The organism is Pseudomonas sp. NPDC079367, from assembly GCF_044542195.1.
In the GTDB taxonomy this organism is placed as follows: domain Bacteria; phylum Pseudomonadota; class Gammaproteobacteria; order Pseudomonadales; family Pseudomonadaceae; genus Aquipseudomonas.
The window spans coordinates 74,379-98,760 of record NZ_JBITTW010000001.1 but is presented as its reverse complement, the minus strand read 5'-3'; the positions used below and the strand labels follow the sequence as shown (position 1 = coordinate 98,760).

Sequence of the window (24,382 nt, the reverse complement as noted above, 5' to 3'; positions counted from 1 at the left end):
GCGGCGTTACCACGCAGAGCGTGGGAACGATCATTAAGGTGAAGTAGTTAGCCTGCTTTCATTTATCTCAGCCCCGCGCCATGATGTCGGCAACTCTCCCACCGCCGCCCGCGAACGAGTGCTCATGTCTGCGCAGCCACTGCCACCACAAAGCTCCCTGGCGATCACCCTGCAGATCGTCTCCATCGTTTTCTACACTTTCATCGCCTTCCTCTGCATCGGTTTGCCGATCGCCGTGTTGCCCGGTTATGTCCACGAGCAACTGGGTTTCAGCGCGATCATTGCCGGCCTGGTCATCGGTTCGCAGTATCTGGCCACCCTGCTCAGCCGGCCAATGGCCGGGCGCATGTCGGACACGCTTGGGACCAAACGGGCGATCATTTATGGCTTGTGGGGGATTGTGCTCAGTGGCGCGCTGACGTTGTTGTCGACCTTGCTGCAAAGCTTTGCGCTGACCAGCCTGTTGATCCTGATCGCCGGGCGCCTGCTGCTCGGTATAGCCCAAGGCTTGATCGGCGTCGGCACCATCAGTTGGTGCATGGGCCAGGTCGGTGTCGAGCACACGGCCAAATCCATCGGCTGGAACGGTATCGCCTCCTACGGCGCGATTGCCATTGGCGCGCCGCTGGGCGTGGTGATGGTCGCTGAATACGGCTTTGTCAGTCTTGGCATCGTGCTGTCGGCGTTGGCGGCAGGTGCGTTGTGGTTAATCCGCAACAAGCCCTCGGTGCCCGTGATCCGTGGCGAGCGCCTGTCGTTCTGGGCGGTGTTCGGCAAGATTGCGCCGTACGGCACCAGCCTGACACTCGCCTCGATCGGCTACGGCACGCTGACCACGTTCATCACCCTTTATTACCTCAACCGAGGCTGGACTGGCGCGGCGTACTGCCTGACGGTATTTGGCGTGTGCTTCATTCTGTCGCGGCTGCTGTTTATTTCGGCGATTGCCCGCTTTGGCGGGTTTGCCTCGGCTATCGTCTGCATGACGGTGGAAACCGTCGGCCTTGTGCTGCTGTGGCTGGCGCCTTCCACCGCGTATGCGTTGATTGGTGCAGGGCTGGCGGGTTTCGGGCTGTCGTTGGTTTACCCGGCGCTGGGGGTTGAAGCAATCAAGCAAGTGCCGAGTTCGAGTCGCGGGTCAGGCTTGGGGGCATATGCCGTATTCTTCGATCTGGCCCTGGCGATTGCCGGGCCGTTGATGGGCGCGGTGGCATTGAATCTGGGCTATTCGTGGATTTTTTTCAGCGCAGCACTGTTATCCGTGACCGGACTGGGCCTGACCTTGCTGCTCAAGCGCCGGGCGATGCCCTGACTCTGGACACCGCTAACTGAGCACATCGACCCAATCCTTTTTGTTCGCAGCAACCGATCATCAGCGCCATCCCAATTGCCGCCGGCTCTGACCATGATCAACTGCGCCCCCTCGCGCCTCACCCTGCTTGCACTGTTCTGCAGCCTCAGCGCTAGCGCCTGCGCCGATGGTTTTTTCGACGATGCGAAAAGCGATGTGCTGCTGCGCAACTTTTACCTGAACAACGATTACCGTTCGCCAACGCCTGCCGGGGAAAATTACAAACAGGAGTGGGCCCAGGGTTTTATCGGCAATTTCTCATCCGGTTTCACAAAAGGCACGGTCGGCTTTGGCATCGACGCCCACGCCTTCGTCGGTTTGAAACTCGACGGCGGCAAGGGCCACTCAGGTACCGGCCTGCTACCGGTCGACAGCGATGGCCGCAGCGAAGATGACTATTCCAGCGCAGGCGGCGCCTTCAAGCTGAAAGTCTCGCGCACTACCCTGACCTTCGGCGAAATGACTGTGGAGACCCCGGTCTTCGACACGTCCGACAAACGCCTGCAACCGGAATACGCTACAGGCTTTCTGCTCAACAGCACCGAGTTCGAAAACGTCAATCTGGTTGGCGGGCACTTTACTGCGTTCAAGAATCAGGACAGTTCCTCCGGTAAAGACGATTTCTACGGTTACGGCGCCAGCACCGAAGCGGGCGGGATCAGCTTCGTCGGCGCCGACCTGTTCAGCAGCAACCCGGTCGGCGGCGCGCTCTACGCCTCCGAGTTGAGCGACACCTGGCACCAGTACTACGGCAACCTGCACTTCAAACAGTCCGGCGTGCTGCTCGACGCTAACCTCTACCACACCCGCGACACCGGCCGCGCATTGGCTGGCGAGATCGATAACACTGCCTTCAGCCTCTCCGGTAAATACAGCTTCGGCGCCCACGCGGTGATGCTTGGCTGGCAACGCATCAATGGCGACACGCCGTTCGATTTCGTCGGTGGCGACTCGATCTACCTGGCCAACTCAATCAAATACGCCGACTTCAACGGCGCCAACGAACGCTCATGGCAGGCCCGCTACGACCTCGACCTCGGCGCCTTCGGCCTTCCCGGGCTGAACTTCATGACCCGCTACGTCCGTGGCAGCCACATCGACGGCAGCCATGCGCCCAGGGGCGGTGCGTACAACCCGTTCGACGCCGACAGCGGCGGCTATCAACCGCAACAGGGTGATGGCGGCAAGCATTGGGAACGCGACATCGACTTGAAATACGTCGTCCAGTCCGGCGCCGCAAAAGACTTGTCGGTGCAACTCTCCCACGTCACCCACCGCGCCAACGAAGCCCAGGCCGGCGATGACATTGACCGGATTTACGTGGTCATCCAGTACCCGCTGGGTTTCTGAATGACCCGCTCAGCCGTTACTGAAAACAGGATGTCAACTGTGGGAGCGGGCTTGCTCGCGAAGGCTGTGCGTCAGCCTACATCTGAGTCGCTGACCCGACACTTTCGCGAGCAAGGCCGCTCCCGCACTTGACCTGGGCCAGACACAAATTCTGCGACCTCTGCCAGATACCTGTGGGAGCGGGCTTGCTCGCGAAGGCTGTGCGTCAGCCTACATCTGAGTCGCTGACCCGACACTTTCGCGAGCAAGGCCGCTCCCACATTTGATCTGGGCCGGACACAAATTCTGCGACCTCTGCCAGATCCATGTGGAATCGGAGAGCGCCGGAGGAAAAAACTGGCGGAAGACAGCCGGAGTCGAACCTGCCCGGGAACGGATGCCGTCCCCAACCGGGTTTGAAGCCCGGCCGCGCCACCGGGCGCGATTGTCTTCCTCAATTCAGGGCGCGTCGGCATTGGCCAGCGCGTTGTCGGGGCGGATCTGGCGAGATTCGCCGATGCGGCGGGTCAGGCCGAGTCGGTCGAAGTACTCCAGATACTGAATGCAACGTTTGCGTCCCAAGCCTAGCGCATCACGGAAGGTTGTCACCTCGATCGCTGGATTTTCTTCAGCGAGTTTCAGCAGCAGCGCTGCCATTTGCCGCAGGACGATGTCGCTGATGAACAGGTCGCGCACCACTTGGTGCACCAGGCCCAACCGCGCGAGCTTGCGCAGCAGAAGGCGGACGCTCGCGTCATCTTCACCGAGCATTTTCGCGGCGTCGCGCACCCACGGGGGGTCGAAACCGGCCTGGTCGAACAATGGCTGTAAAGCCTGCCAGAGGGTTTCATCGTCGACGTTCAGGCGCACCTGATGATCGGGCAGGTGCAGCCAGGGCCCGCTGGCCAGGATCGAACCGGCGTCGAGCAGCTCGTCGAGCAGACTGATGAAGGTCGAGCGTTCTAGTGCCAGCGCGCTGAAGCGCCGTAGCCGGTCGCGGTCCGGGCCCATCTGGTCGGGTTCCTGCTCGTGGAATCGCGCCAGTTGCTCGAGCAAGTTGAATTTCAACTGGCCCCAGCGCTGAACATTAAACAGCAGCGGGCCTTGGCGGGTGTCGATCAGGCGGATATTTGCTGCCAGTGCCCACTGCGCACGTGGGCGGTTGAACTGGCGTTCGAGACGTTGCGGGGCGAGGCCGCCGGGGCTGTGGTTGAGCAGCGCTGGCAGGGCCTGTTCGAGGCTGACGCTGAGGGCGAGGGTTTGCAATTGCGCGAGGCGTTCCGGGCTGCGGCGCTGGCGGGCCGGGGCGAACGGGTCGAGAACGACGCCGCCGCCAAGGGTGCGTTGGGCGCTGGAGTCTCGCAGGATCAGCCGATCGCCTTTTACCGCGTGCACCGGTGCGTTGGTCAGCAGTTGCGCGAACATGCGCTCGCCGGGACTCAGACGCGAACCTTGCAGTAAAGCGACGCGAGCGATGACGTCTTGTGTGCCGAGGTGCAGGTGGACCGGGTGAAAATGTTCGAAGGTGCGTTCGCCGGGCAATAGCTGAAAGTCGATGTCAACGCGCTGCGCCGGTGCGTGCAGCCAGTCCGCCAGCAGCCAGTGGCCTCGATGGATCTGCGCCAGTTCCAGGCGCTCCGCGCTGAGGTTCAACGCCACGCGCTGGCCGGCGCAGGCCTGTTGTGCAGCCTGGTTCTGCGCGTGCAGTCCACGAATGCGCACCGTTCTGCCGGCAGGCGCCAAAACCAGCTTGTCACCGACCGCAACCGTGCCCGAAAGCGCCGTGCCGGTGACCACAATCCCCGTCCCGGCCACACTGAACGCCCGATCAATTGCCAGACGAAACCCACCTTCGCAACTGCGCGCCTGCACCTCGTTTTGCGCCTGCAGCAAGGCCGCGCGCAACTCATCAACGCCCCGCCCGTTCACGCTCGAAACGGTGAAAATCAGCGCATCAGCAAACGGCCCGGGCGCAAGCAGATCCAGCACCTGACGCTGCACCTCTTCCACCCTGCCCGCTGCGGCCCGGTCGCATTTGGTGATCGCCACCAACGCGCGGGGAATGCCAAGCAATTGGACGATTGCCAGGTGCTCGCGGGTCTGCGGCATGACGCCGTCGTCGGCCGCAACCACCAGCAACACCAGATCGATGCCCTGCGCGCCGGCGAGCATATTGTGGGTGAATTTCTCGTGACCGGGTACGTCGATGAAGCCGGTCAGCCCGGCACCCGCTGCCAGTTCGGCGTAGAGGTAACCGAGGTCGATGGTCATGCCGCGTTCGCGTTCCTGCGGCCGGCGGTCGCCAGTTTGCCCGGTCAGCGCCTGCAGCAGCGAGGTCTTGCCGTGGTCGATGTGCCCCGCCGTGCCAACGATCACGGGTCGACCTGCAATTGCGGCAACTGCGCCAGCCACGCCGGCTCATCGTCGAGCTGACGCAGATCCAGCCACAGCGCGTCGTCGGCGATTCGCCCGAGCACCGGAACCGGCAGACCGCGCAACGCCTTTTCGAGATTGAGCAGATGGCGCCCGCGCCAACGCTTGGACACCTGCGGTCGACAGCACAGCGCTGCACTCGGCAGACGCGCCACCGGTTGGCTGCCGCTACCGATCATGCCCAGGGCCTCGACTGCGCTGACCTGCCAGACCTCCCCCACCACGTCGGCAAGCAAAGGGGACAAACGCACAGCCTGAGCATGAATCTCGGTTTGCGAACGGGTCAGCAGGCGCAGGCTCGGCAGACGCTCGGCGAGGCGGTCCGGATCACGGTACAAACCAAGAACCGCTTCCAGCGCGGCCAGGGTCAACTTGTCGACGCGCAGCGCGCGTTTCAACGGATTCTTCTTGATCTTCGCGATCAATTCTTTGCGCCCGACAATCAACCCGGCCTGCGGCCCTCCAAGCAATTTGTCGCCGCTGAAGGTGACAATATCGGCGCCATCAAGCAATGCCTGGCGCACCGTCGGTTCCGCCGGCAGCCCCCATCGGGTCAGGTCGAGCAGGCTGCCGCTGCCCAGATCCTCCAGTAACGGCAAGCCATGGGTGTGCGCCAACTCGGCCAGTGCAGCGGTCGGCACTCGTGCGGTGAAGCCCTCGATGCTGTAGTTGCTGGCATGCACGCGCATGATCAAACCGCTACGCGGGCCGATCGCCGCCTCGTAATCGCGGGCATGGGTGCGGTTGGTGGTGCCGACTTCGTGCAAGCGCACGCCGGCACGCGCCATGATGTCGGGGATGCGGAACGCGCCGCCGATCTCGATCAGCTCACCGCGCGAGATGATGCCTTCCTTGCGTGCGCCCAGGCTGTTGAGGGTCAGCAGCACGGCAGCGGCATTGTTGTTGACCACGGTCACGGCTTCGGCGCCGGTCAGTTCGCGGATCATGCCCTCGATGAGGTCGTCGCGATCACCGCGCTTGCCGCTGGCCAGATCGAATTCCAGATTCAGCGGATAACGTGCAGCCATTTGCACCGCTTCGATGGCTTCTTCGGGCAACAACGCGCGGCCGAGATTGGTGTGCAGCACCGTGCCGGTCAGATTGAATACCCGGCGCACCTGGCTGCGTTGCTGTTGCGCCAAGCGCTCGCCGACGCGCCCGGCGAGCACTTCAGCGCCGATTTCAATGGCCGACAACTGCCCGTTCAACACGCCAGGCCTCAGCTCATCGAGCAACTGGCGCAGTCCCGTCAGCAACGAATCCCGACCGTAACGCTCGGCCAACGGCGCGCACGCCGGATGACGCAACAACCCATCAATAGACGGTAACCGCAGGGCAACGCTGGAAGACATCAAACACTCCTGTTTTGACCGGAAAGGCCCCTTCGGGAGCAAGCCCCCTCCCACAGGTATTCAGCAGTGTAGACGCACTGTGGGAGCGAGCCTGCTCGCGAAAGTGGCAAGTCAGTCAAAGATGATGGCCTGAAACGGCCGCTTCGGGAGCAAGCCCCCTCCCACATTTTTCGGCAGTGATGAAGTCCGGTGGGAGCGGGCTTGCTCGCGAAAGTGGCAGGTCAGTCAAAGATGATGGCCTGGAACGGCCACTTCGGGAGCAAGCCCCCTCCCACATTTTTCGGCAGTGATGAAGTCCGGTGGGAGCGGGCTTGCTCGCGAAGGCGGTGGGTCAGCCACTGAAGATGTGTCTGGAAAGGCCCCTTCGGGAGCAAGCCCCTTCCCACGGGTGCTCCAGCAGTGTAGACGTTGTGCTCATTCGTCTCCCGGCGCCAGCAACAGATTCGGTGCCAGACGCTGATAACCATCCTGAGCCAGACGCATGTCCAGCAGCAAACTGCCGAGGTCCGCCGACAGCGCCTCGGCCTCGGCATCGTTCTCCAGATACAGCAATTTCAAGTAGCTGTTACAGCTCGGGCAGACTTCGGCGCGCAGCGGCGCCTGTTCGGCGCTGTGCCGATCATCTTCCTGGCTGAGATACTCAAGGCCTTTGCTCTGCTCGCAATACACGCACTTGACCCGCACCACATGCCATTCGCAGGCACACAGTGAGCACACCAGATAACGCAATCCGTTGTGCTTGCCGCGATGGCGGATCACCCCGGCCATGGCCGGCGAACCACAGGCCGGGCATTGGCTGAGGCTGTCGCCGGGTTTGAGTTGCAACTGCGGCACGCTGAGCAGCCAGTGGCTCCAGGCGGTTTGCAGCGCCGCGCCGAGAAACGGCACCAGCGCCGCCGGCACCAGCGAATACTGACCGCTGACCAGCGCCACCGCCCACGCGCGCAATTGACCGGAACGGGCGGCGCGCAGACTGTCCAGCGCGTCGATGACCGCTGGCTGATCCGCAGGCGCATAGCGCTGCAGCAAGGCCACCAGCCATGGCTGCCAGACCTCTTCACGCACCAAGGTGTCTGCCGCAAATGGCGGCAGACCGTGCTGTTGACAGGCTTCGAAGCGCTGCGTATCGAACGCTGCCGTTAGCGGCGGATCGTCGAAGACCTGTTGCTGCGCCCGGCACACACCAGCGATCAGCCGCAGATAATCCGCCAGCCCACTGCCCTCGGCCAGACGCTCCAGGCGCTCGGCACGCAGGGCAAACAGGTTACGCGGTGGCAGGTACAGAAACGGCGGCGAACTGGCCGCCGCTTCGATTTCCCCAGGTTCCAGAATGCTTGGCAAAAGTCAGCCCTTTTTCGTCAGCGGTCGCTCGGACCGGTCCCGAGGCCGTTCGTCGCGGGTCACCTCGCGGTACCACAATTCATGGTGTTTCTTCGCCCACGGCCGGCTGACCCAGCCATGCAACATGGCGTCGACCGAACCCTTGATCCACAAACCAGCGTAGATGTGCACGATGATGCTCAGCACCAGCACGAACCCGGCCAAGGCATGCAGGAGCATGGCCCAGCGGATCGCGGTGATGCCGAAATACGCGCTGAACCACGCACGCCAGATCACCAGCCCGGTGAACAGCAACCCGAGCATGCACAGCAGTAAAGTCCAGAACAGCAGCTTTTGCCCGGCGTTGTACTTACCCACCGGCGGCACGCTTTCTTCGTCGTTGACCATGACCCGATTGATCCGCCGCAGCCATTGGCGGTCGTTGGCGATGAAGAAATTGGTGCGCCAGAAGCTGAACACCAGCCCGAGGAACAGCACGAACATGGCGATGCCCATGTACGGGTGCAGGATCCGCGTCCAGGTACCGCCGCCGAACAGGTGACTCAGCCAGAACAGCGACGGATGAAACAACGCCAGCCCCGACAGCCCGGCCATGAAAAACAGGATCGCCACCAGCCAGTGATTGGTGCGCTGGTTGGCGCTGTAACGCAGGATTGTCTTGTGACTCATGGCCGCTCCTCCCCGCGTGGATCGAAGGTGTGCACCGCCGGGTCGACAACGTGCACCGAAGTGTCGGGCGCCGTCGGCTGTTCATCTTCTTCGACACGATTCGGCCCGACGCGCACATAGTGGAAGAACCCGGCAATCACCGCCGCGCCCATCGCCAGCAGCGCCAAGGGTTTGCTGACGCCTTTCCACAAATCCACCAGCGGACTGATCGCCGGGTGATCGGGCAAACCGGCATACAGTTTCGGCGTGTCGGCGTGGTGCAAGACGTACATGACGTGGGTGCCACCGACGCCTTGCGGGTCATACAGGCCGGCGTTGTCAAAGCCACGGCTTTTCAGATCGACGATGCGTTCGGCGGCGTGCTCTTTCATGTCTTCCTTGGTGCCGAAAACGATGGCGCCGGTCGGGCAGGTTTTCACGCAGGCCGGCTCCAGCCCCACCGCGACGCGATCGGAACACAGTGTGCATTTGTAGGCTTTGTGATCCTTTTGCGAGATGCGCGGAATGTTGAACGGGCAACCGGTGATGCAATAGCCACAACCAATGCAGTGGTCCTGATCGAAATCGACGATGCCGTTGGCGTGCTGAATGATCGCCCCGGGGCTCGGGCACGCGGCCAGACAACCGGGCTCGGCGCAGTGCATGCAGCCGTCCTTGCGGATCAGCCATTCAAGGTTGCCGGCGTCGGTTTCATGCTCGGTGAAGCGCATCAGCGTCCACGAATCCGCCGTCAGGTCCTGCGGATTGTCGTAGGTGCCGTGGTTGTGGCCGACCTCGTCGCGCAGCTCGTTCCATTCCGAGCAGGCGACCTGGCAGGCCTTGCAGCCGATACATTTGGTGGTGTCGATCAGCTTGGCGACGCCTTGCTGAGTCCTCACCGACGGCGGCACCGTGGTGGTGGCCGAGCGGGCAATGATGTCTTGGCTGGCCATTTACAGTTTCTCCACGTTGACCAGGAATGACTTGGATTCCGGGGTCTGGGTGTTGCCATCGCCGAGGAACGGCACCAGGGTGTTGGTCAGGTAACCGTGACGCGTCAGGCCGGTAAAACCCCAGTGCAACGGGATGCCGATCTGATGCACGACCTGGCCGTTGACCTGCAGCGGCCGGATGCGTTTGGTCACTACCGCCACCGCTTCGATGAAGCCGCGCTTGCAACTGACGCGCACGCGATCACCGGCAGCGATGCCCTTCTCGTTCGCCAGTACTTCGCCGATTTCGACGAACTGCTCGGGTTGGGCAATCGCGTTCAACTTGCAGTGCTTGCTCCAGAAGTGGAAATGCTCGGTGAGCCGATAGCTGGTGCCGGCGTACGGGAAGTCCTTGGCTTCGCCGAGCGTTTCCCAGACCGAATCGAAGATCCGCGCCGCCGGGTTGCTGGTGGCTTGCTTGTTCTGCGGGTGCAACGGGTTGATGCCGATCGGCGTTTCGAACGGCTCGTAGTGCTCGGGGAATGGCCCTTCGTTCATCTTGTCGACGGCGAAGAGCCGCGCCACGCCTTCGGGGTTCATGATGAACGGATTCATCCCGGCTTCCGGCGGCACGTCGACCTTGTAATCCGGCACATCGGTGCCGGTCCAGGTCTTGCCGTTCCACCACACCAGACGCTTTTTCGCATCCCACGGTTTGCCCGCCGGGTCCGACGAGGCGCGGTTGTAGAGAATCCGCCGATTGGCCGGCCACGCCCATGCCCAGCCCTGATGCTGATGCATGCCGAACGGGTCGGCGTTATCGCGCCGGGCCATCTGGTTACCGGCCTCGGTCCAGCTGCCAGCGAAAATCCAGCAACCGGACGCGGTGCTGCCGTCATCCTTGAGCAACCCGAAGCCGGCCAGCTGAGTGCCCGCCTTGACCGTGACGCCACTGGCGTCGGTGAAATCGCTGACGGCGGTGCCGTTGATTTCCCGCGCCAGTTCCTCCGGCGAAGGCTCGTCAGGGATCTTGTACGGCCACGACAGTTTCAGCAGTGGGTCAGGAAACTTGCCGCCTTCGGTTTGATAGCGCTGGCGCAAGCGCAGGAACAATTCGCTCATGATGCGAATGTCAGTCTGCGCCTCGCCCGGGCCGTCGGCGCCCTTCCAGTGCCATTGCAGCCAGCGGCTGCTGTTGACCAGCGAGCCGTCCTCTTCGGCAAAACACGTAGTGGGCAGACGGATGACTTCGGTCTGGATTTCGGCGGTTTTCACGTCGTTGTAGGGCCCGACGTTTTGCCAGAACTCCGAGGTTTCCGTAGCGAGCGGATCCATGACCACCAGCCACTTGAGCTTGGCCAAAGCGCCCATCACGCGGTTCTTGTCCGGCAATGCGGCGATCGGATTGAAGCCTTGGCAGAAGTAGCCGTTGACCTTGCCCTGGCTCATCAGGTCGAACATTTTCAGCACGTCGTAGTTGGGAATGTCGAGCTTCGGCAAATGGTCGAACAGCCAGTTGTTGTCGGCGGTGGCGTTGGCGCCGTACCAGGATTTCATCAGGCTGACGTGGAATTTGCTGTAGTTCTGCCAGTACGACAGCTGCCCCGGCCTTAGCGGCACCTGCGTGCGCTTGTAGATGAACTGGCCGTAATCCTGCTCGCTGTCGCTGGGCAGCGTGAGGTAGCCAGGCAAGGCATTGGACAGCAGACCGAGGTCGGTCAGGCCCTGGATGTTCGAGTGCCCGCGCAAGGCGTTGACTCCGCCGCCGGGCATGCCGACGTTGCCCAGCAGCAATTGCACCATCGCCGCGCTGCGGATGATCTGCGCACCGATCGAGTGTTGCGTCCAGCCGAGGGCATAGAGAATCGTCATGGTCTTGCCCGGTGTAGAGCAGGTAGCGATTTCTTCCCAGATTTTCTGCATCGCGTCGACCGGCATGCCGCAGATCTGGCTGGCCAGGTCGATGTTGTAGCGGCTGTAATGCTGCTTCATCAACTGATAGACGCAGCGCGGGTCTTGCAGGGTCGGGTCGACCCGCACGAAACCGTCCTCGGCAAATTCGTAGCCCCAGCCGGACTTGTCGGTGTAGCTGCGTTTCTGCGCGTCATAACCGCTGAACAGGCCGTCTTCGAAGCCATAGCCGGCTTTGACGATGAACGACACATCGGTGTAATTGCGCACGTATTCGTGCTGGATCTTGTCCTCGGTCAGCAGGTAATTGATCAAACCGCCCATGAAGGCGATGTCGGTGCCGGTGCGGATCGGCGCGTAATAGTCGGCCACCGAGGCGGTCCGGGTAAAGCGCGGATCGACCACGATCAGCCGCGCGGCGTTGTGCGCCTTGGCCTCGGTCACCCATTTGAAGCCGCACGGATGCGCTTCTGCTGCGTTGCCGCCCATCACCAGGATCAGATTCGCGTTGGCGATATCGGTCCAGGTGTTGGTCATGGCACCACGGCCGTACGTCGGGGCAAGACTTGCCACCGTCGGGCCGTGTCAGACACGCGCCTGGTTATCGAACCCCAGCAGGCCGAGGCTGCGAATCACTTTCTGGGTGATGTAGCCGGCTTCGTTGGATGCCGCCGATGCCGCGAGGAAACCGGTGGTCAGCCAGCGATTCACCGTTTGCCCGTTGGCATTTTTCTCGATGAAGTTGGCGTCGCGGTCGGCCTTCATCAGGTCGGCGATGCGATCAAGGGCTTCGTCCCAGCCGATGCGCGTCCATTCATTGCTGCCGGGCTTGCGCACCTGTGGGTACTGCAAGCGGCCGGGGCTGTGAATGAAGTCGAGCAGGCCCGCGCCTTTCGGGCACAGCGTGCCGCGATTGACCGGGTGGTCGGCGTCGCCTTCGATATGAATGATGTTTTGCGCCACGTTCTTGCCGGCATCGCCCTGGCTGTACATGATCAAACCGCAACCGACCGAGCAATACGGGCAGGTGTTGCGGGTTTCACGGGTGTGGGCGAGCTTGAAGTGGCGCACCTGCTCGGCGAAGGCCGCCGTCGGGGCCATGCCCAACGCGCCCAGGCTTGAGCCTGCAAGGCCTAGACCTGCGACCTTGAAGAACTGACGACGGCTGAGATCCATCGTGCACTCCTGATCAGGTGGAACCCGGTACTTGCGCCGGGCTTTATCTGGACAACCACGGTTGCAGCGCGACGGCGCTGGCTTTTTCACTGTAGACAAAGACCTTGCCGATTGTGTGAAAACCGACCGTCGGGTGTTTCATCTGCAATCTCGAGGTATTGATCGTTCCCACGCTCTGCGTGGGAATGCCTCAAGGGACGCTCCGCGTTCCACTGGGACGCAGAGCGTCCCGGGCTGCATTCCCACGCGGAGCGTGGGAACGATCAGTCAGATCGCTATTGCGAGCAGGCTCACTCCTACAGGGAACGAGTTGCGCATAGAATGTCCGGCAGAACCAACTCCGCCTTGACGAGACCGCGCATGACTTTCGATTTTGATCAGTTGTTCGACCGCCACCAGACTGGCAGCACCAAGTGGAGCCGCTACCCAGCCGATGTGTTGCCGATGTGGGTCGCTGACATGGATTTTGCCGCGCCACCGGTCATCGTCGAAGCCTTGCAGCAGCGCCTGCTGCATCCACTGCTCGGTTACAGCGTGGCGCAGGACAACCTGCGCGAAGCCATCGTCGCCGACCTGTGGAACAAATACGCGTGGCGTGTCCAGCCGCGGGAGCTGATTTTCCTGCCGGGCGTGGAGTCGGGCTTCAACATGGCCCTCAAGGCTTTGGTCCAGGCGCAGCAGAATGTCGTCGTGCAAGTGCCGAACTACCCGCCACTGCGTCATGCGCCGGGGCATTGGGGCCTGAACAAGGTCGAACTGGAATTCAACGCCCAGGCCGATGGCACCTACGCCACGCCACTGGACGCACTGCGCGAGTCGCTGAAAGGCGGCGGCGCCCTGCTGTTGAGCAACCCGCACAACCCGATCGGCAAGGTCTTCGATCGCGAAGAATTGCAGGCAGTGGCGGATATCTGCGCAGCGCAGGACGCGTGGATCATCTCCGACGAGATTCACGCCGAACTGTGCTTCGACGGCCGCGTGCACATTCCCACCGCATCGCTGAGCCCCGAGATTTCCAAACGTACGATCACGCTGATGTCGGCGAGCAAGGCCTACAACATCGCCGGTCTCAAGACCTCATTCATGATCATTCAGGACGCCGCCCTGCGCGAACGCGTCAACCACGCCCGCTGCGGCATGGTCGACAGCGTCAATCCGCTGGGCATGGAAGCCACTCGCGTCGCCTACAGCGAAGCCGGCCCGTGGCTCGCCGAACTGAAAACCTACCTGCAGGCCAACCGCGACTGGCTGGTGGACGCCGTGCGCACGCGCCTGCCGGGCGTGAGCATTAACGTGCCGCAGGGCACTTATCTGGCGTGGCTCGATTGCACGGCGCTGGACCTGCCCGATCCGCAGCGGTTCTTCCTTGAGCAGGGCAAGGTCGGCCTGAGTGCCGGGCTGGATTTTGGCGACCGGCATCAGCAGTTTGTGCGATTGAACTTCGGTTGCCCGCGGGCGCTGCTCGAAGAAGGCATTGCGCGGATGGAGCGGGCTTTGGCTAAACGCAACAGCTGACATACCACTGGCACAATCAGGTCATGTGGCAGCGGGCTTGCTCGCGAATGCGGTATTCCAGTCAACATCATCGTTGAATGACAGACCGCCTTCGCGAGCAAGCCCGCGCCCACATTGGGTGTGAGCATTTTCTGAAAAATCCATCGCAAATCCGATCGAACTCACGGCAAAGCCACCGGGTCAACCCGGAACACTGGCCTTGAAATCAGGAGACCCTGCGATGACTGACTATCCAAAACCACCCTTCCCGAAACAAGCCCAACCGGTGCCTGGCTCGCAGCGCAAGATGGAACCGTACCCAGACTGCGGCGAGCAAAGCTACGTCGGGTCCGGCCGCCTCGCCGGCAAGATTGCGCTGATCACTGGCGCTGACAGCGGCATCGGTCGCGCCGTCGCAATTGCCTTCGCCCGTGAAGGCGCCGACGTTGCCGTGGCTTACCTGAACGAACACGAAGACGCCAAGGAAACCGCGCGTTGGGTCGAGCAGGCCGGGCGTCAGTGCCTGCTGCTGCCGGGCGATATCGCCGAAAAAGCCCAGTGCCAGGCGCTGGTTGACAAGACCGTCGAGCGCTTTGGCCGCATTGATGTGCTGGTCAACAACGCCGCGTTCCAGATGACCCACGAAAACTTCGAAGAAATCCCCGACGACGAATGGGTGATGACGTTCGACGTCAACATCACCGCCATGTTCAGGATCTGTCAGGCGGCGATCAAGCACATGGGGCCCGGCTCATCGATCATCAACACCAGTTCGGTCAACTCGGACATGCCCAAACCGACCCTGCTGGCCTACGCCACCACCAAAGGTGCGATCGCCAACTTCACCGGTGGTCTGGCGCAGATGCTCGGGCCGAAGGAAATTCGCGTCAACAGCGTCGCACCCGGCCCAATCTGGACGCCGCTGATCGTCTCGACCATGCCCGACGAAGAAGTGCAGAACTTCGGCGGCAGCACCCCGCTCGGCCGTCCTGGCCAACCGGTGGAAGTGGCGCCGATTTACGTGCTGCTGGCCTCCGACGAAGCCAGCTACATCACCGGTCAGCGCTACGGCGTGACCGGCGGCAAACCGATGCTGTAACCGTGCAGCAGAAAAACTGAACCCCAGCGGCATGGCATCCCTCCATACCAGTAAGCGCCTACGGGCCAACAGGAACAGGAGGTTGTCATGTCCGCCCCCCTCGTCAGACTCTTCACCCAACCCAACTTCGCCTGGACCGATATCCGCCGCGAGGAAGAAACCCATCCCCGCCACTACCTCGCCCATTTGCTGCTGCTCGCGCTGATTCCCGCCGTGTGCCTGTTCATCGGCACCGCCTACGTCGGCTGGAGCCTCGCGGTGGGTGAAAACGTGCGTTTGAGCACCGCCAGCGCGCTGCAGTTGAGCGTGCTGCTGTACGTGACGATTGTCGCGGGTGTTGCGGTCATGGGCGGTTTCGTTCGCTGGATGTCGCGTTCATTCGATGCGCGGCCGACGCTGAATCAATGCATCGGTTTTGCCGCTTACACGGTGACCCCGTTCTTCATTGCCGGGATTGCCGGGTTGTACCCGAGCCGCTGGCTGGCGATTCTAGTGCTCGGCGCGGCGTCAATCTATTCGACATTCCTGCTGTTCGTCGGCCTGCCGACTTTCATGCATGAACGCAAGGAGCAAGGCCTGCTGTATTCGGCGTGCGTATGGGGCGTTGGTTTGCTGGTGCTGGTGACCATGCTCGTCTCGATGATTCTGCTGTGGTTCAACGTGCTCATCCCCGAGTACCTTCGTACGACCGTGAGCTGACCCGATGCGACTGTTCTTGAACATTCACTGCAGTGAGCGCTCATGAGTTTCGGCGTGTGGGTTGCGGTGCTCGGCGCCGTGCTGCTGACGTTGGCCCTGACGTCCTCGTGGCTGCGCTGGATGCCGGTGACCACTTCAGCGGTATGCCTGCTGTTGGGCATTGCCATCGGACCCAGTGGCCTCGATTTGTTGAAATTGTCACTGGAAGAATCGTCGTTGTGGATGGAGCACCTGACGGAAGTGGCGGTGCTCTTTTCCTTGTTTGTCTGTGGTCTGAAGCTGCGCTTGCCGCTGGGCAACAAGACCTGGCGCATTGCCTTTGGCCTGGCGGGGCCGGTGATGATCCTGAGCATCATCGGCGTATGTCTGCTGCTGCATTGGGGCCTGCAATTGGAGTGGGGGCCTTCGCTGCTGATCGGCGCGATGCTGGCGCCAACCGATCCGGTGCTGGCGGCGCTGGTGCAGGTCAATGATGCGCAGGACGTCGACAGCGTGCGCTTCGGCCTCTCCGGTGAAGCCGGGCTCAACGACGGTGTGGCCTTCCCCTTTGTATTTCTCGGCTTATTGCTGCTGCACACCGACGGCAGTTTCAGCGAGTTGCAACAGTGGTTTTTAAACGATTTGCTCTGGGCAGTGCCGGCAGGTCTGTTGGTCGGTTACGCAATGGGCCGTGGCATCGGCCGCATCGCCTTGTCGCTGCGCATTCACAACGAAGACAGCACCCTGGGCCCCAACGATTACCTGACCCTCGCACTGATCGCGCTTTCCTACGTGGTGGCCGATGCCATCGGCGGCTACGGCTTCCTCGCGGTGTTTGCCGCCGGCCTCGGTCTGCGTCAGGAGGAAGTGAAGTCCACCGGGATCACCCAAGCGCCTGCCGAGCATCTGGTGCAGCCGGTGGTGGGCCATCAGAACGTCGAACCCGAAAACGCTGTGCATGGCGACACCGAGCAGCTGGAAGACAGCCAGGTCGCGGCGGGCATCATGATGGGAGACATGCTGGCTTTTGGCAGTCTGGTCGAGCGGGCGATGGAAGTGTTTCTGGTGACCCTGCTCGGCGTCGTCCTGATTGCCCACTGGGATTGGCGGGCGCTGTGGATCAGCGCGGTGCTGTTTTGTCTGATCCGGCCGCTGAGCGTTGCGTTGATGCCCTGGGGCAATCTGCTCAGCGGGCCGCAGCGTTTATTGATCGGCTGGTTCGGCATTCGTGGCATCGGCAGCCTGTTTTATCTATTCTTCGCGCTGAACCATGGCCTGGATTCCGACGTGGCCAAGGTCTGCACCGACCTCACCCTTTCAGTGGTAGCGCTGAGCATTCTGCTGCATGGCATCAGCACCCAGCCGATGCTGGCACGCTATGAAAGCTTGAAGGAACGAAAAAGCTGATTCATCAACCGCAACGCCTCGCTTGAAATCATCGAAGATTTTTCTGAAAAAAAATGGATCGCCGGGTGCGACTCAAGGGTCACAACTTTAACCGCGCCAATCATCCAGCGCGGCCCGGCAGGTTCGGTTCCCCTGCGGTGAACAGCCTATTAAACGGAACCCCGACACAAACAAGGTTACGGTCATGAACGAATGCTCGACTCCTGCGCAAATCAAGGCTTGCAGAGCACTGGCTCTGGAACGCAATCGTCAACTGTTCGAAGAAGCCCACGAACTGAACCGAGCGGCCAACGCGCTGCTGGAACAGACGCCTACCGACTTCGAACGCTTTGAGCAATACCGGGCACTGCGCAAGAAAGCCGATGCGAAATTTGAAGATGCGATTGATCATCTGTGTGTGCTGAATGAGGATTTTCCGCCGATTCCGGCGGCAGTGCAGAATGCTGTGAGTTCGCGGCGCGAGCTTGAAACCGCATAGCAGGTTACCAGCCCCCTCACTCTGGCCAGTGAGGGGAAAACTGATTGAAATGCAAGACTTTTCCCCGCCGACCAATCTCTTTACGGATTGGTCACCTGTATAAACACCGAATAAACCCCCAACATCACCCAGAACGTGGCGAAGATCCAAGGCGTGCGCACCGAAAACAGCAGCGACTTGCGATAACCCTTGTGGCTCGATTCCATTTCGCTGAACAGCGGTGATTCGTCATACGCCGCACCCATCACCGGCTCACTGTGCAGCAACTGGCTCTGTTTGAAGTGCCAGTGGTCGATGATGTCGTAGGCCGCACGAATCCCTGGCCAGGCGTTCAGTGAACTGAGCACGCCAAGCAGCGCCAGAAAAGGCGGCACGACAAGTGTGAACATCTTGCCCCATTCGGGGTTGAGGTTGGCCATGCACGAGGCGAAAGCGATCACCAGAAACGACTGCGCCGCCAGATAGGCGTCGGTGCGGTTGGCGAGGATGCTGGTTTCGTACTGGATCTCCCGGCGATAGAAGTCCAGCCGTTCCTTGGGTGAGCCAAACATCTTGGCGTCGTGTTCGGCCAAGGCTTCTTCAGCAGCGCTTGGCTGGGTCAATATGCGAGGCAAGAGACGTGCCCTCCAAAAATGATCAAGACATTTTGGAAAGGCACGCACCCAGACTAGTTCAGCCGGATCGACCAGCGCGTCACGTCATCGACTGGGCGATGATCTGCGCCAGATTCAACTGGGTGAACGGTTTCGGCAGGCGCGGCAGTTCGGCGGCGAAGCCTTCAAGGCGTTCGGCGTAACCGGTCGCGAGGATGATCGGCAGATCCGGCTTGAGCAGGCGTATGGCATGGGCCAGTTGCGCGCCGCTCATGTGCGGCATGGCCATGTCGGTGATCACCAGATCGATCACTTCGCCCTGATCGAACAGTGCCAGCGCCTTGGCGCCGGAAGTCGCACCGATGACACGATGGCCGAGGTCTTCGAGCAGCAGACTGGTGCTGGTCAGCACCAGCGAATCGTCATCGACCACCAGCACACTGAGCCTGGGCACTTTAATTGGCGCCGCGTTGCTGTACATCGGGCGACTGACCGCTCGCTCAAGCGCCACCGGAATCCACAGCTGCGCCGCTGTGCCGTGGCCCTTCTCGCTCTTGAGAATAAAGCGCCCGCCCAACTGCTCAATATAGCCATGCACCATTGACAAGCCCAGTCCGGTGCCTTTGCCCAGGCCCTTGGTGGTAAAGAACGGATCGCGGGCGCAGGCCAGCGTGGCTTCGTCCATGCCTTCGCCGGTGTCGCTCAGGCTCAGGCACACGTAACGCCCCGCCGGCAATGTCGAATGGCTAAGTTCCAGAACCACTTCGGCTTGCGCCTGAATAATCACCGTGCCGCCCTCGGGCATGGCGTCGCGGGCATTGGTGGCCAGATTGAGGATTGCCAGTTCCAGCTGATTGCTGTCGGCCAGCACTGGCTGCAGATCTTCGGGAAAGCGCGTTTCGATACGAATCCCCGGCCCCAGCGAACTGCGCAGCAGCCCAGTGATGCCTTGCACCAGTTGCGGGATGTCCACCGATTCGGTTTTCAGTTCCTGACGCCGGGCGAAGGCCAGCATGCGCTGGGTCAGCGAAACACCGCGCAAAGCGCCTTGGGTGGCGTTTTCCAGTAGACGGGCGATTTTCGGCGCGTCGCCAATGCGCTTCTGCACGATTTCGAGATTGCCGAGGATCACTGTCAGCAGGTTATTGAAATCATGGGCAACGCCGCCGCTTAGCTGCCCGATTGCCTGCATCTTCTGCGCCTGGAACAACGCCTCACGGGTTTTTTCCAGGGCTTGCTGCGCCTCGTACGCCTCGGTCACGTCGCGGGTGATCTTGGCAAAGCCGAGCAGCGTGCCGGTGTCACCGCGAATCGCATCGACCACCACGTGCGCCAGAAAGCGCGTGCCGTCCTTGCGCATCCGCCAGCTGCGGTTCTCGAACCGGCCTTCGCGGATGGCAATCGCCAGCGAACGCTGCGGCTCGCCAAGTTCGCGGTCTTCGGGGGTATAGAAAATCGAAAAATGCTGGCCGATGATTTCTTCCGGCAAGTAACCCTTGATGCGCTGGGCGCCCTGGTTCCAGTTGCTGACGCAGCCCTCGGGGCTGAGCATGTAAATGGCGTAGTCGGTGACGCCCTGCACCAGCAGGCGGAACTGCTGTTCGCTTTGCTTGAGGGTTTCCTCGGCCATCTTGCGGTCGGTGAGGTCGCGGGTAATCTTGGCGAAACCGAGCAGATTGCCGTCGGGGTCCATGATCGGGTCGATCACTACGTGCGACCAGAAATGCGTGCCGTCCTTGCGTACCCGCCATCCCTCACCTTCGAAGCGCCCTTCGCGGATCGCTGTGTCGAGCGCCCGTTGCGGCATGCCGTTGGCGCGGTCTTCAGGGGTATAGAAGCGGGAAAAGTGCTCGCCGATGATTTCCGCTTCTTCATAACCTTTGAAACGCTTGGCGCCGGAGTTCCAGCTGGTGATGGTACCGTCGGGGTCGATCATGTAGATCGCGTAGTCGACAACCGCATCGATCAGCAGCCGGAAACGGCTGTCTTCGATCGCTGCGGTTCTGTTGTTTTCACTCATCACACTCACCAGCCACTGTCATGGGCTGAAGTATGCGTGAATCCGCCGATTTGAAAAGTGCCGGCGCGCTTTTGATCGCCCACCAGCGCGGCAGCAGCTGCTGGATGCGGCTTTCGGCAAAGCGGTCGTCGATCAGCATCACCGTGCCACGATCCTCGCGGGTACGGATCACCCGGCCGGCGGCCTGTACGACTTTTTGCATCCCCGGGTACAGATAGGTGTAGTCGTAGCCGGCACCAAAAATCGCCGCCATGCGCCGCTTCATCTGCTCGTTGACCGGGTTGAGCTGTGCCAGCCCCAGCGTGGCAATGAAGGCACCGATCAGCCGTGCGCCGGGCAAATCGATGCCCTCCCCAAACGCGCCGCCCAGCACCGCAAAGCCGACGCCCTGGCTGTCGGCGCTGAACTGCTCGAGAAACGCCTGCCGCGCCCCCTCGGCCATGCCCCGCGACTGCAGCCATTGAGTGATGTGCGGGTGGCGCTCGGCCAATAACGTCGCGACCTGTTGCAGGTAATCGAAACTGCTGAAGAACGCCAGATAGTTGCCCGGGCGCTCGCTGAACTGGCGGGCGATCAGCTCGACAATGGGCCCCAGCGACGCCTGGCGATGATTGAAGCGGGTGGAGATCTGGCTGACGATGCGCACCTGCAACTGCTCGGCGCTGAACGGCGATTCGACGTCGATGCACACCGTGTCGGCGGGCGTGCCCAGCAGGTCGGCGTAATAGTTGCGCGGGGTGAGCGTGGCCGAGAACAGCACACTGCTGCGCGCCGCGGTCAGGCGCGGGCCGATGAACGCCGCCGGCACCACGTTGCGCAGGCACAGTTGCGACAGTGGACGCTTGCGGTCGAGGTCGCGTTTGCTGATATCGAACAGGTAATGCTCGTCGTACAGCTCGGCGACCCGGGCAAATTGCAGCAGGTCGAAATAGAAACTCTGCAGACCGCTGTCGAGGCCTTGCGGATGCTCGTTGAGGTAATCGCCAATGGCCGCGCAACACAGCGATATGGCTTGCAGGAGTTTGTCCGGCGCCTTGTCGTACGCCTGATATGCCGCCAGTTGCGGCGCATGCAGCGCGTTCCATTCGCGGTTGACCCGTTGCAGGGAACTCTTCAGCGCTGCGGGTGCGGTTTTGCGCACGCTGGCGAGCGTGAATTGATCAAGGCTGGCGCTGTACATCTGCCGGCCGCGCTCCACGAGGTTGTGCGCCTCGTCGGCGAGCACCGCGACTCTCCACTGATTGAGCTGGGCCAGGCCGAACAACAGCGCGCTGAAGTCGAAGTAATAGTTGTAGTCGGCAACCACCACGTCGGCCCAGCGAGCCATTTCCTGACTCAGATAATAAGGACACACACTGTGTTGCGCGGCGACCTCACGCATCGCAGCCTGATCCAGAAGGTTGATCAGGCTGGCGGCTTCGCGGGCGGCCGGCAAGCGATCGTAAAAACCCTGGGCCAGCGGACAGGATTCGCCATGACAGGCCTTGTCCGGGTGTTCGCAGGCCTTGTCGCGGGCAACCATTTCCATCACCCGCAGCGGCAAGTCCGGCGCTTGCCTGAACAACACCTGGCTGGCATCCAGCGCCAGTTTGCGCCCCGGGGTCTTGGCGGTGAGAAAGAACACCTTGTCCAGTTGCTGCGGCGCCAAGGCCTTGAGCATTGGGAACAGCGTACCGAGGGTTTTGCCAATGCCGGTTGGCGCCTGGGCCATCAGACAGCGGCCGGTGCTGACGGCTTTGAACACTGATTCGGCCAGATGCCGCTGGCCCGGGCGAAAATCCGCATGCGGAAACGCCAGTCGCTGCGCAGCCAGATTGCGCGCCTCGCGGTGGGCCATTTCCTGCTCGGCCCATTGCAGGAACACGCCGCACTGCTGCGTGAAAAACGCCTGGAGTGACTCGGCACTGTGGGATTCGACCAGGCAGGTTTCCTTTTCGCTGACGATGTCGAAATACACCAGCGCCAGATTGATCTGCTCCAGTTGCAGTTTCTCGCACATCAACCAGCCATAGATCTTCGCCTGCGCCCAGTGCAACTGGCGATGATTAGCCGGCTGCTTGCTCAAGTCGCCGCGATAGGTTTTGACTTCTTCCAGGCAGTTTTGCGTCGGGTCGTAGCCGTCCGCCCTGCCCTTGACCCGCAGTTGACCGAACTCGCCTTGCAGCGCCACTTCGCTCTGGTATTGCTCGCTGCGCCGCGAGGCCACCGTGCGATGGCCGACGATGCCTTCCAGCGCGGTCGGTGACGGGGTGAAGCGCAGGTCGAGGTCGCCGGTCTTGGCGGTGAACTCGCACAGTGCACGCACGGCAACGCTGTAACTCAAGCGCTCTGCTCCACCCACTGCACGTAACACACCGCCACCGGCATCTGGTGCTCATGGCAGAACTCCAGCCAGCGCAATTGATTGTCCTGCAAGCGGTCGCCGGGGCCTTTGACTTCGATCATCCGGTAGGTCTTGTGCTGCGGCCAGAACTGGACCAGGTCCGGCATGCCGGCGCGGTTGGCCTTGATGTCGAGCAGCAATCGGTTGAACCAGTGTTTCAGGTGTTGGGCGGGCAGACAGGCCAGCGCCTGCTCCAGCAAGTCTTCGTTGAGCGCGCCCCAGAACACGAACGGCGACTGGATGCCCCACTTGTCGACGAAGCGCTGGCGAATCGTCTCGGCGTAGCGGCCGTCATCGAGTTCGCCCAGGCAGCCCTGAAACAGCTCGGCGCGGCGCTCGAGGAAGTCTTCGCTGAGCAGATCGACCGGGCCGCGCTGGAACGGGTGAAAGAACGCACCCGGCAACGGCGCGAAGATCGCCGGCCAGCACAACAGGCCGAACAGCGAATTGATCAGGCTGTTCTCGACGTAATGCACCGGGCCGTCATCGGCATGCAAGTGCGCTTGCACATGAAATTCCACCGACCGCGCCGGATCGATGCGCGGCAAGTGCAAGTCGAGGCGCTCGACCTCTCTGGCCTTGGCACGCTTGAGCGGCGGGCCACCGAGTTTACGCCGCAGCCGCGGGACGATGCGCTGCAAGCCTTGCTGCTCGGCCGCGCTTTGCGGAGCCTGTTCGGCCAGCGTGCCGAGTTCCAGCGCCAATGCGTATTCGCCGCAGCGTTCGAGCACGCGGATCATGCGCAATCGCGCGCCCGGATAAGCACAGTCACGATAAACGCTCAGAGCCAGCGCGAAATCGCCGATGCGCTCGCCATACTGGCCGATCTGGAACAATGCCTTGGCTTGCCGGCGGCGCAGCCACGGGTTGTCCAATTGCACGGCGTTGATCTGTGCGGCGATCGCCTCCAGCGGTTCACCGGCCTCGAAGCGCAACTGGCACTGATGCAGGAACAGGCAGGCATCGACGTCTTCGCGGCTGCGCAGGCCGCGGGAGTCAGCGCAGAATTCGACTTTTTCATAAGTGAAGATGCCAAGGTCGGCCAGCACGAACTCCGACCAGTCCTGATAGAGATTGCCGAAGAACATCAGGCGCAGACGATCACACAAATCCATCAGGGTCAGGCTGAATAGCCGGTCAGCCAGTTGCGGCGCCCAGTTGCGCAGGGTTTGCGCCTCGGTGAATTGCTCGGCGAGCAAGGGCAGCCATTCATCCTTGCGCCCTTTCGGCTGCGTTATGAAGGCGCCAAAGGCTTGCACCAGTTCGGCCTTGAGCAGCACATCGAACAGCTCGGCCAGTGTCAGCGCGGCGTGCTCGTCGAGCCAGCCTTGATCGAGCAACGGCTGCGCCGCCGCAGCGATGTCGCCAATTTCCAGGTAATTGAGTTTGCTCGCGCGAAAATGAATGCCCTTGCGCATGACCATGCGTACCAGCAGTCCCTGCGAGGCTTGCGGCAGCGCATTGAAGTCGCGAATGAAGCCATGCTCGCTCTCGCTCATCAGATCGGCATAGCGAAGTCCAAGCCAATCAAGCACTTGCTGGAAGTTGTTGAGGTAATAGAACGGATCGTCGAGAGGGTTGGAGGTCACGGGAATTCAAAGCCACGGCAAGCGAACACTGGTTATGCGTACAGATAGCAGCTCAACCCTGCCCGGCGCAAACGGAAAAAGATCAATGGCATTTTTTCGCGCCGTCATCGAACTTTTCCGCCGAGGCTGGCACCAACCGCGTTACAGGGCCGACAATGCCCGCAATCA

Annotated in this window: 17 protein-coding genes and 1 tRNA gene; 7 read left to right on the top strand and 11 right to left on the bottom strand. The window is 61.7% G+C overall.

Annotated features, from left to right (window positions below; all coding sequences use genetic code 11):
* Positions 1–124: 124 nt before the first annotated feature.
* The gene (locus ACIGDJ_RS00360) at positions 125–1,312 is read left to right on the top strand and encodes an MFS transporter (RefSeq protein ID WP_101160332.1); all 1,188 of its coding nucleotides are present in this window, start codon (positions 125–127) and stop codon (positions 1,310–1,312) included.
* Between the two features lie 93 nt (positions 1,313–1,405).
* Positions 1,406–2,701: an OprD family porin gene (locus tag ACIGDJ_RS00355; RefSeq protein ID WP_397478114.1), complete on the top strand. Its 1,296-nt coding sequence runs from the start codon at positions 1,406–1,408 to the stop codon at positions 2,699–2,701.
* Positions 2,702–3,038: 337 nt separating this feature from the next.
* Here the strand turns inward: ACIGDJ_RS00355 and ACIGDJ_RS00350 are convergent.
* From ACIGDJ_RS00350 to fdnG, 7 genes are all read right to left on the bottom strand, one after another.
* Positions 3,039–3,134, bottom strand: a tRNA-Sec gene (locus ACIGDJ_RS00350).
* A gap of 5 nt (positions 3,135–3,139) precedes the next feature.
* Positions 3,140–5,056 carry a selenocysteine-specific translation elongation factor gene (gene selB / locus ACIGDJ_RS00345; protein WP_397478113.1) on the bottom strand — a complete coding sequence of 639 codons (1,917 nt, stop codon included), beginning with the start codon at positions 5,054–5,056 and terminating at the stop codon, positions 3,140–3,142.
* Positions 5,053–6,465: an L-seryl-tRNA(Sec) selenium transferase gene (selA, locus tag ACIGDJ_RS00340; RefSeq protein WP_101160340.1), complete on the bottom strand. Its 1,413-nt coding sequence runs from the start codon at positions 6,463–6,465 to the stop codon at positions 5,053–5,055. The genes selB and selA overlap by 4 nt, the downstream gene beginning before the upstream one ends.
* Before the next feature lie 414 nt (positions 6,466–6,879).
* Positions 6,880–7,806: a formate dehydrogenase accessory protein FdhE gene (gene fdhE, locus ACIGDJ_RS00335; protein ID WP_101160343.1), complete on the bottom strand. Its 927-nt coding sequence runs from the start codon at positions 7,804–7,806 to the stop codon at positions 6,880–6,882.
* A gap of 3 nt (positions 7,807–7,809) precedes the next feature.
* Positions 7,810–8,475, bottom strand: coding sequence for a formate dehydrogenase subunit gamma (locus tag ACIGDJ_RS00330; RefSeq protein WP_397478112.1), 666 nt, complete (start codon positions 8,473–8,475; stop codon positions 7,810–7,812).
* Positions 8,472–9,407: a formate dehydrogenase subunit beta gene (gene fdxH, locus ACIGDJ_RS00325; protein WP_397478111.1), complete on the bottom strand. Its 936-nt coding sequence runs from the start codon at positions 9,405–9,407 to the stop codon at positions 8,472–8,474. Before fdxH ends, ACIGDJ_RS00330 begins: the two co-directional genes overlap by 4 nt.
* Positions 9,408–12,473 (bottom strand): formate dehydrogenase-N subunit alpha, encoded by a 3,066-nt coding sequence (gene fdnG, locus ACIGDJ_RS00320; RefSeq protein WP_397478110.1) that lies wholly within the window; start codon positions 12,471–12,473, stop codon positions 9,408–9,410.
* Positions 12,474–12,833: 360 nt separating this feature from the next.
* On the opposite strand from fdnG, the gene ACIGDJ_RS00315 reads away from it, so the two are divergent.
* The 5 genes from ACIGDJ_RS00315 (at position 12,834) to ACIGDJ_RS00295 (ending at position 17,629) form a co-directional block, all read left to right on the top strand.
* The gene (locus ACIGDJ_RS00315) at positions 12,834–13,988 is read left to right on the top strand and encodes a MalY/PatB family protein (RefSeq protein ID WP_101160354.1); all 1,155 of its coding nucleotides are present in this window, start codon (positions 12,834–12,836) and stop codon (positions 13,986–13,988) included.
* A gap of 220 nt (positions 13,989–14,208) precedes the next feature.
* Positions 14,209–15,066, top strand: coding sequence for a glucose 1-dehydrogenase (locus tag ACIGDJ_RS00310; protein ID WP_101160356.1), 858 nt, complete (start codon positions 14,209–14,211; stop codon positions 15,064–15,066).
* Positions 15,067–15,153: 87 nt separating this feature from the next.
* The gene (locus ACIGDJ_RS00305) at positions 15,154–15,765 is read left to right on the top strand and encodes a Yip1 family protein (RefSeq protein WP_101160358.1); all 612 of its coding nucleotides are present in this window, start codon (positions 15,154–15,156) and stop codon (positions 15,763–15,765) included.
* 42 nt (positions 15,766–15,807) lie between these two features.
* Complete coding sequence (locus ACIGDJ_RS00300) at positions 15,808–17,151, top strand: cation:proton antiporter (protein ID WP_397478109.1); 1,344 nt, start codon at positions 15,808–15,810, stop codon at positions 17,149–17,151.
* Between the two features lie 184 nt (positions 17,152–17,335).
* The gene (locus tag ACIGDJ_RS00295) at positions 17,336–17,629 is read left to right on the top strand and encodes a hypothetical protein (protein WP_101160363.1); all 294 of its coding nucleotides are present in this window, start codon (positions 17,336–17,338) and stop codon (positions 17,627–17,629) included.
* Between the two features lie 80 nt (positions 17,630–17,709).
* On the opposite strand, the gene ACIGDJ_RS00290 is transcribed toward ACIGDJ_RS00295, so the two are convergent.
* From ACIGDJ_RS00290 to ACIGDJ_RS00275, 4 genes are all read right to left on the bottom strand, one after another.
* On the bottom strand, positions 17,710–18,243 hold the full coding sequence (locus ACIGDJ_RS00290; RefSeq protein WP_101160366.1) for a hypothetical protein: 534 nt from the start codon (positions 18,241–18,243) through the stop codon (positions 17,710–17,712).
* Positions 18,244–18,322: 79 nt separating this feature from the next.
* Positions 18,323–20,242, bottom strand: coding sequence for a PAS domain-containing sensor histidine kinase (locus tag ACIGDJ_RS00285; protein ID WP_101160369.1), 1,920 nt, complete (start codon positions 20,240–20,242; stop codon positions 18,323–18,325).
* Positions 20,235–22,565: a helicase C-terminal domain-containing protein gene (locus ACIGDJ_RS00280; protein ID WP_397478108.1), complete on the bottom strand. Its 2,331-nt coding sequence runs from the start codon at positions 22,563–22,565 to the stop codon at positions 20,235–20,237. Before ACIGDJ_RS00280 ends, ACIGDJ_RS00285 begins: the two co-directional genes overlap by 8 nt.
* Positions 22,562–24,214 (bottom strand): VRR-NUC domain-containing protein, encoded by a 1,653-nt coding sequence (locus ACIGDJ_RS00275; protein WP_397478107.1) that lies wholly within the window; start codon positions 24,212–24,214, stop codon positions 22,562–22,564. Before ACIGDJ_RS00275 ends, ACIGDJ_RS00280 begins: the two co-directional genes overlap by 4 nt.
* Positions 24,215–24,382 lie beyond the last annotated feature (168 nt).

Excerpts from the sequence above, each read along its gene's own strand:
- ACIGDJ_RS00360 (WP_101160332.1), top strand. The coding sequence starts at position 125 with ATGTCTGCGCAGCCACTGCCACCACAAAGCTCCCTGGCGATCACCCTG.
- ACIGDJ_RS00355 (WP_397478114.1), top strand. The coding sequence starts at position 1,406 with ATGATCAACTGCGCCCCCTCGCGCCTCACCCTGCTTGCACTGTTCTGC.
- selA (WP_101160340.1), bottom strand. The coding sequence starts at position 6,465 with ATGTCTTCCAGCGTTGCCCTGCGGTTACCGTCTATTGATGGGTTGTTG.
- ACIGDJ_RS00330 (WP_397478112.1), bottom strand. The coding sequence starts at position 8,475 with ATGAGTCACAAGACAATCCTGCGTTACAGCGCCAACCAGCGCACCAAT.
- fdxH (WP_397478111.1), bottom strand. The coding sequence starts at position 9,407 with ATGGCCAGCCAAGACATCATTGCCCGCTCGGCCACCACCACGGTGCCG.
- ACIGDJ_RS00315 (WP_101160354.1), top strand. The coding sequence starts at position 12,834 with ATGACTTTCGATTTTGATCAGTTGTTCGACCGCCACCAGACTGGCAGC.
- ACIGDJ_RS00310 (WP_101160356.1), top strand. The coding sequence starts at position 14,209 with ATGACTGACTATCCAAAACCACCCTTCCCGAAACAAGCCCAACCGGTG.
- ACIGDJ_RS00305 (WP_101160358.1), top strand. The coding sequence starts at position 15,154 with ATGTCCGCCCCCCTCGTCAGACTCTTCACCCAACCCAACTTCGCCTGG.
- ACIGDJ_RS00300 (WP_397478109.1), top strand. The coding sequence starts at position 15,808 with ATGAGTTTCGGCGTGTGGGTTGCGGTGCTCGGCGCCGTGCTGCTGACG.
- ACIGDJ_RS00295 (WP_101160363.1), top strand. The coding sequence starts at position 17,336 with ATGAACGAATGCTCGACTCCTGCGCAAATCAAGGCTTGCAGAGCACTG.
- ACIGDJ_RS00285 (WP_101160369.1), bottom strand. The coding sequence starts at position 20,242 with ATGAGTGAAAACAACAGAACCGCAGCGATCGAAGACAGCCGTTTCCGG.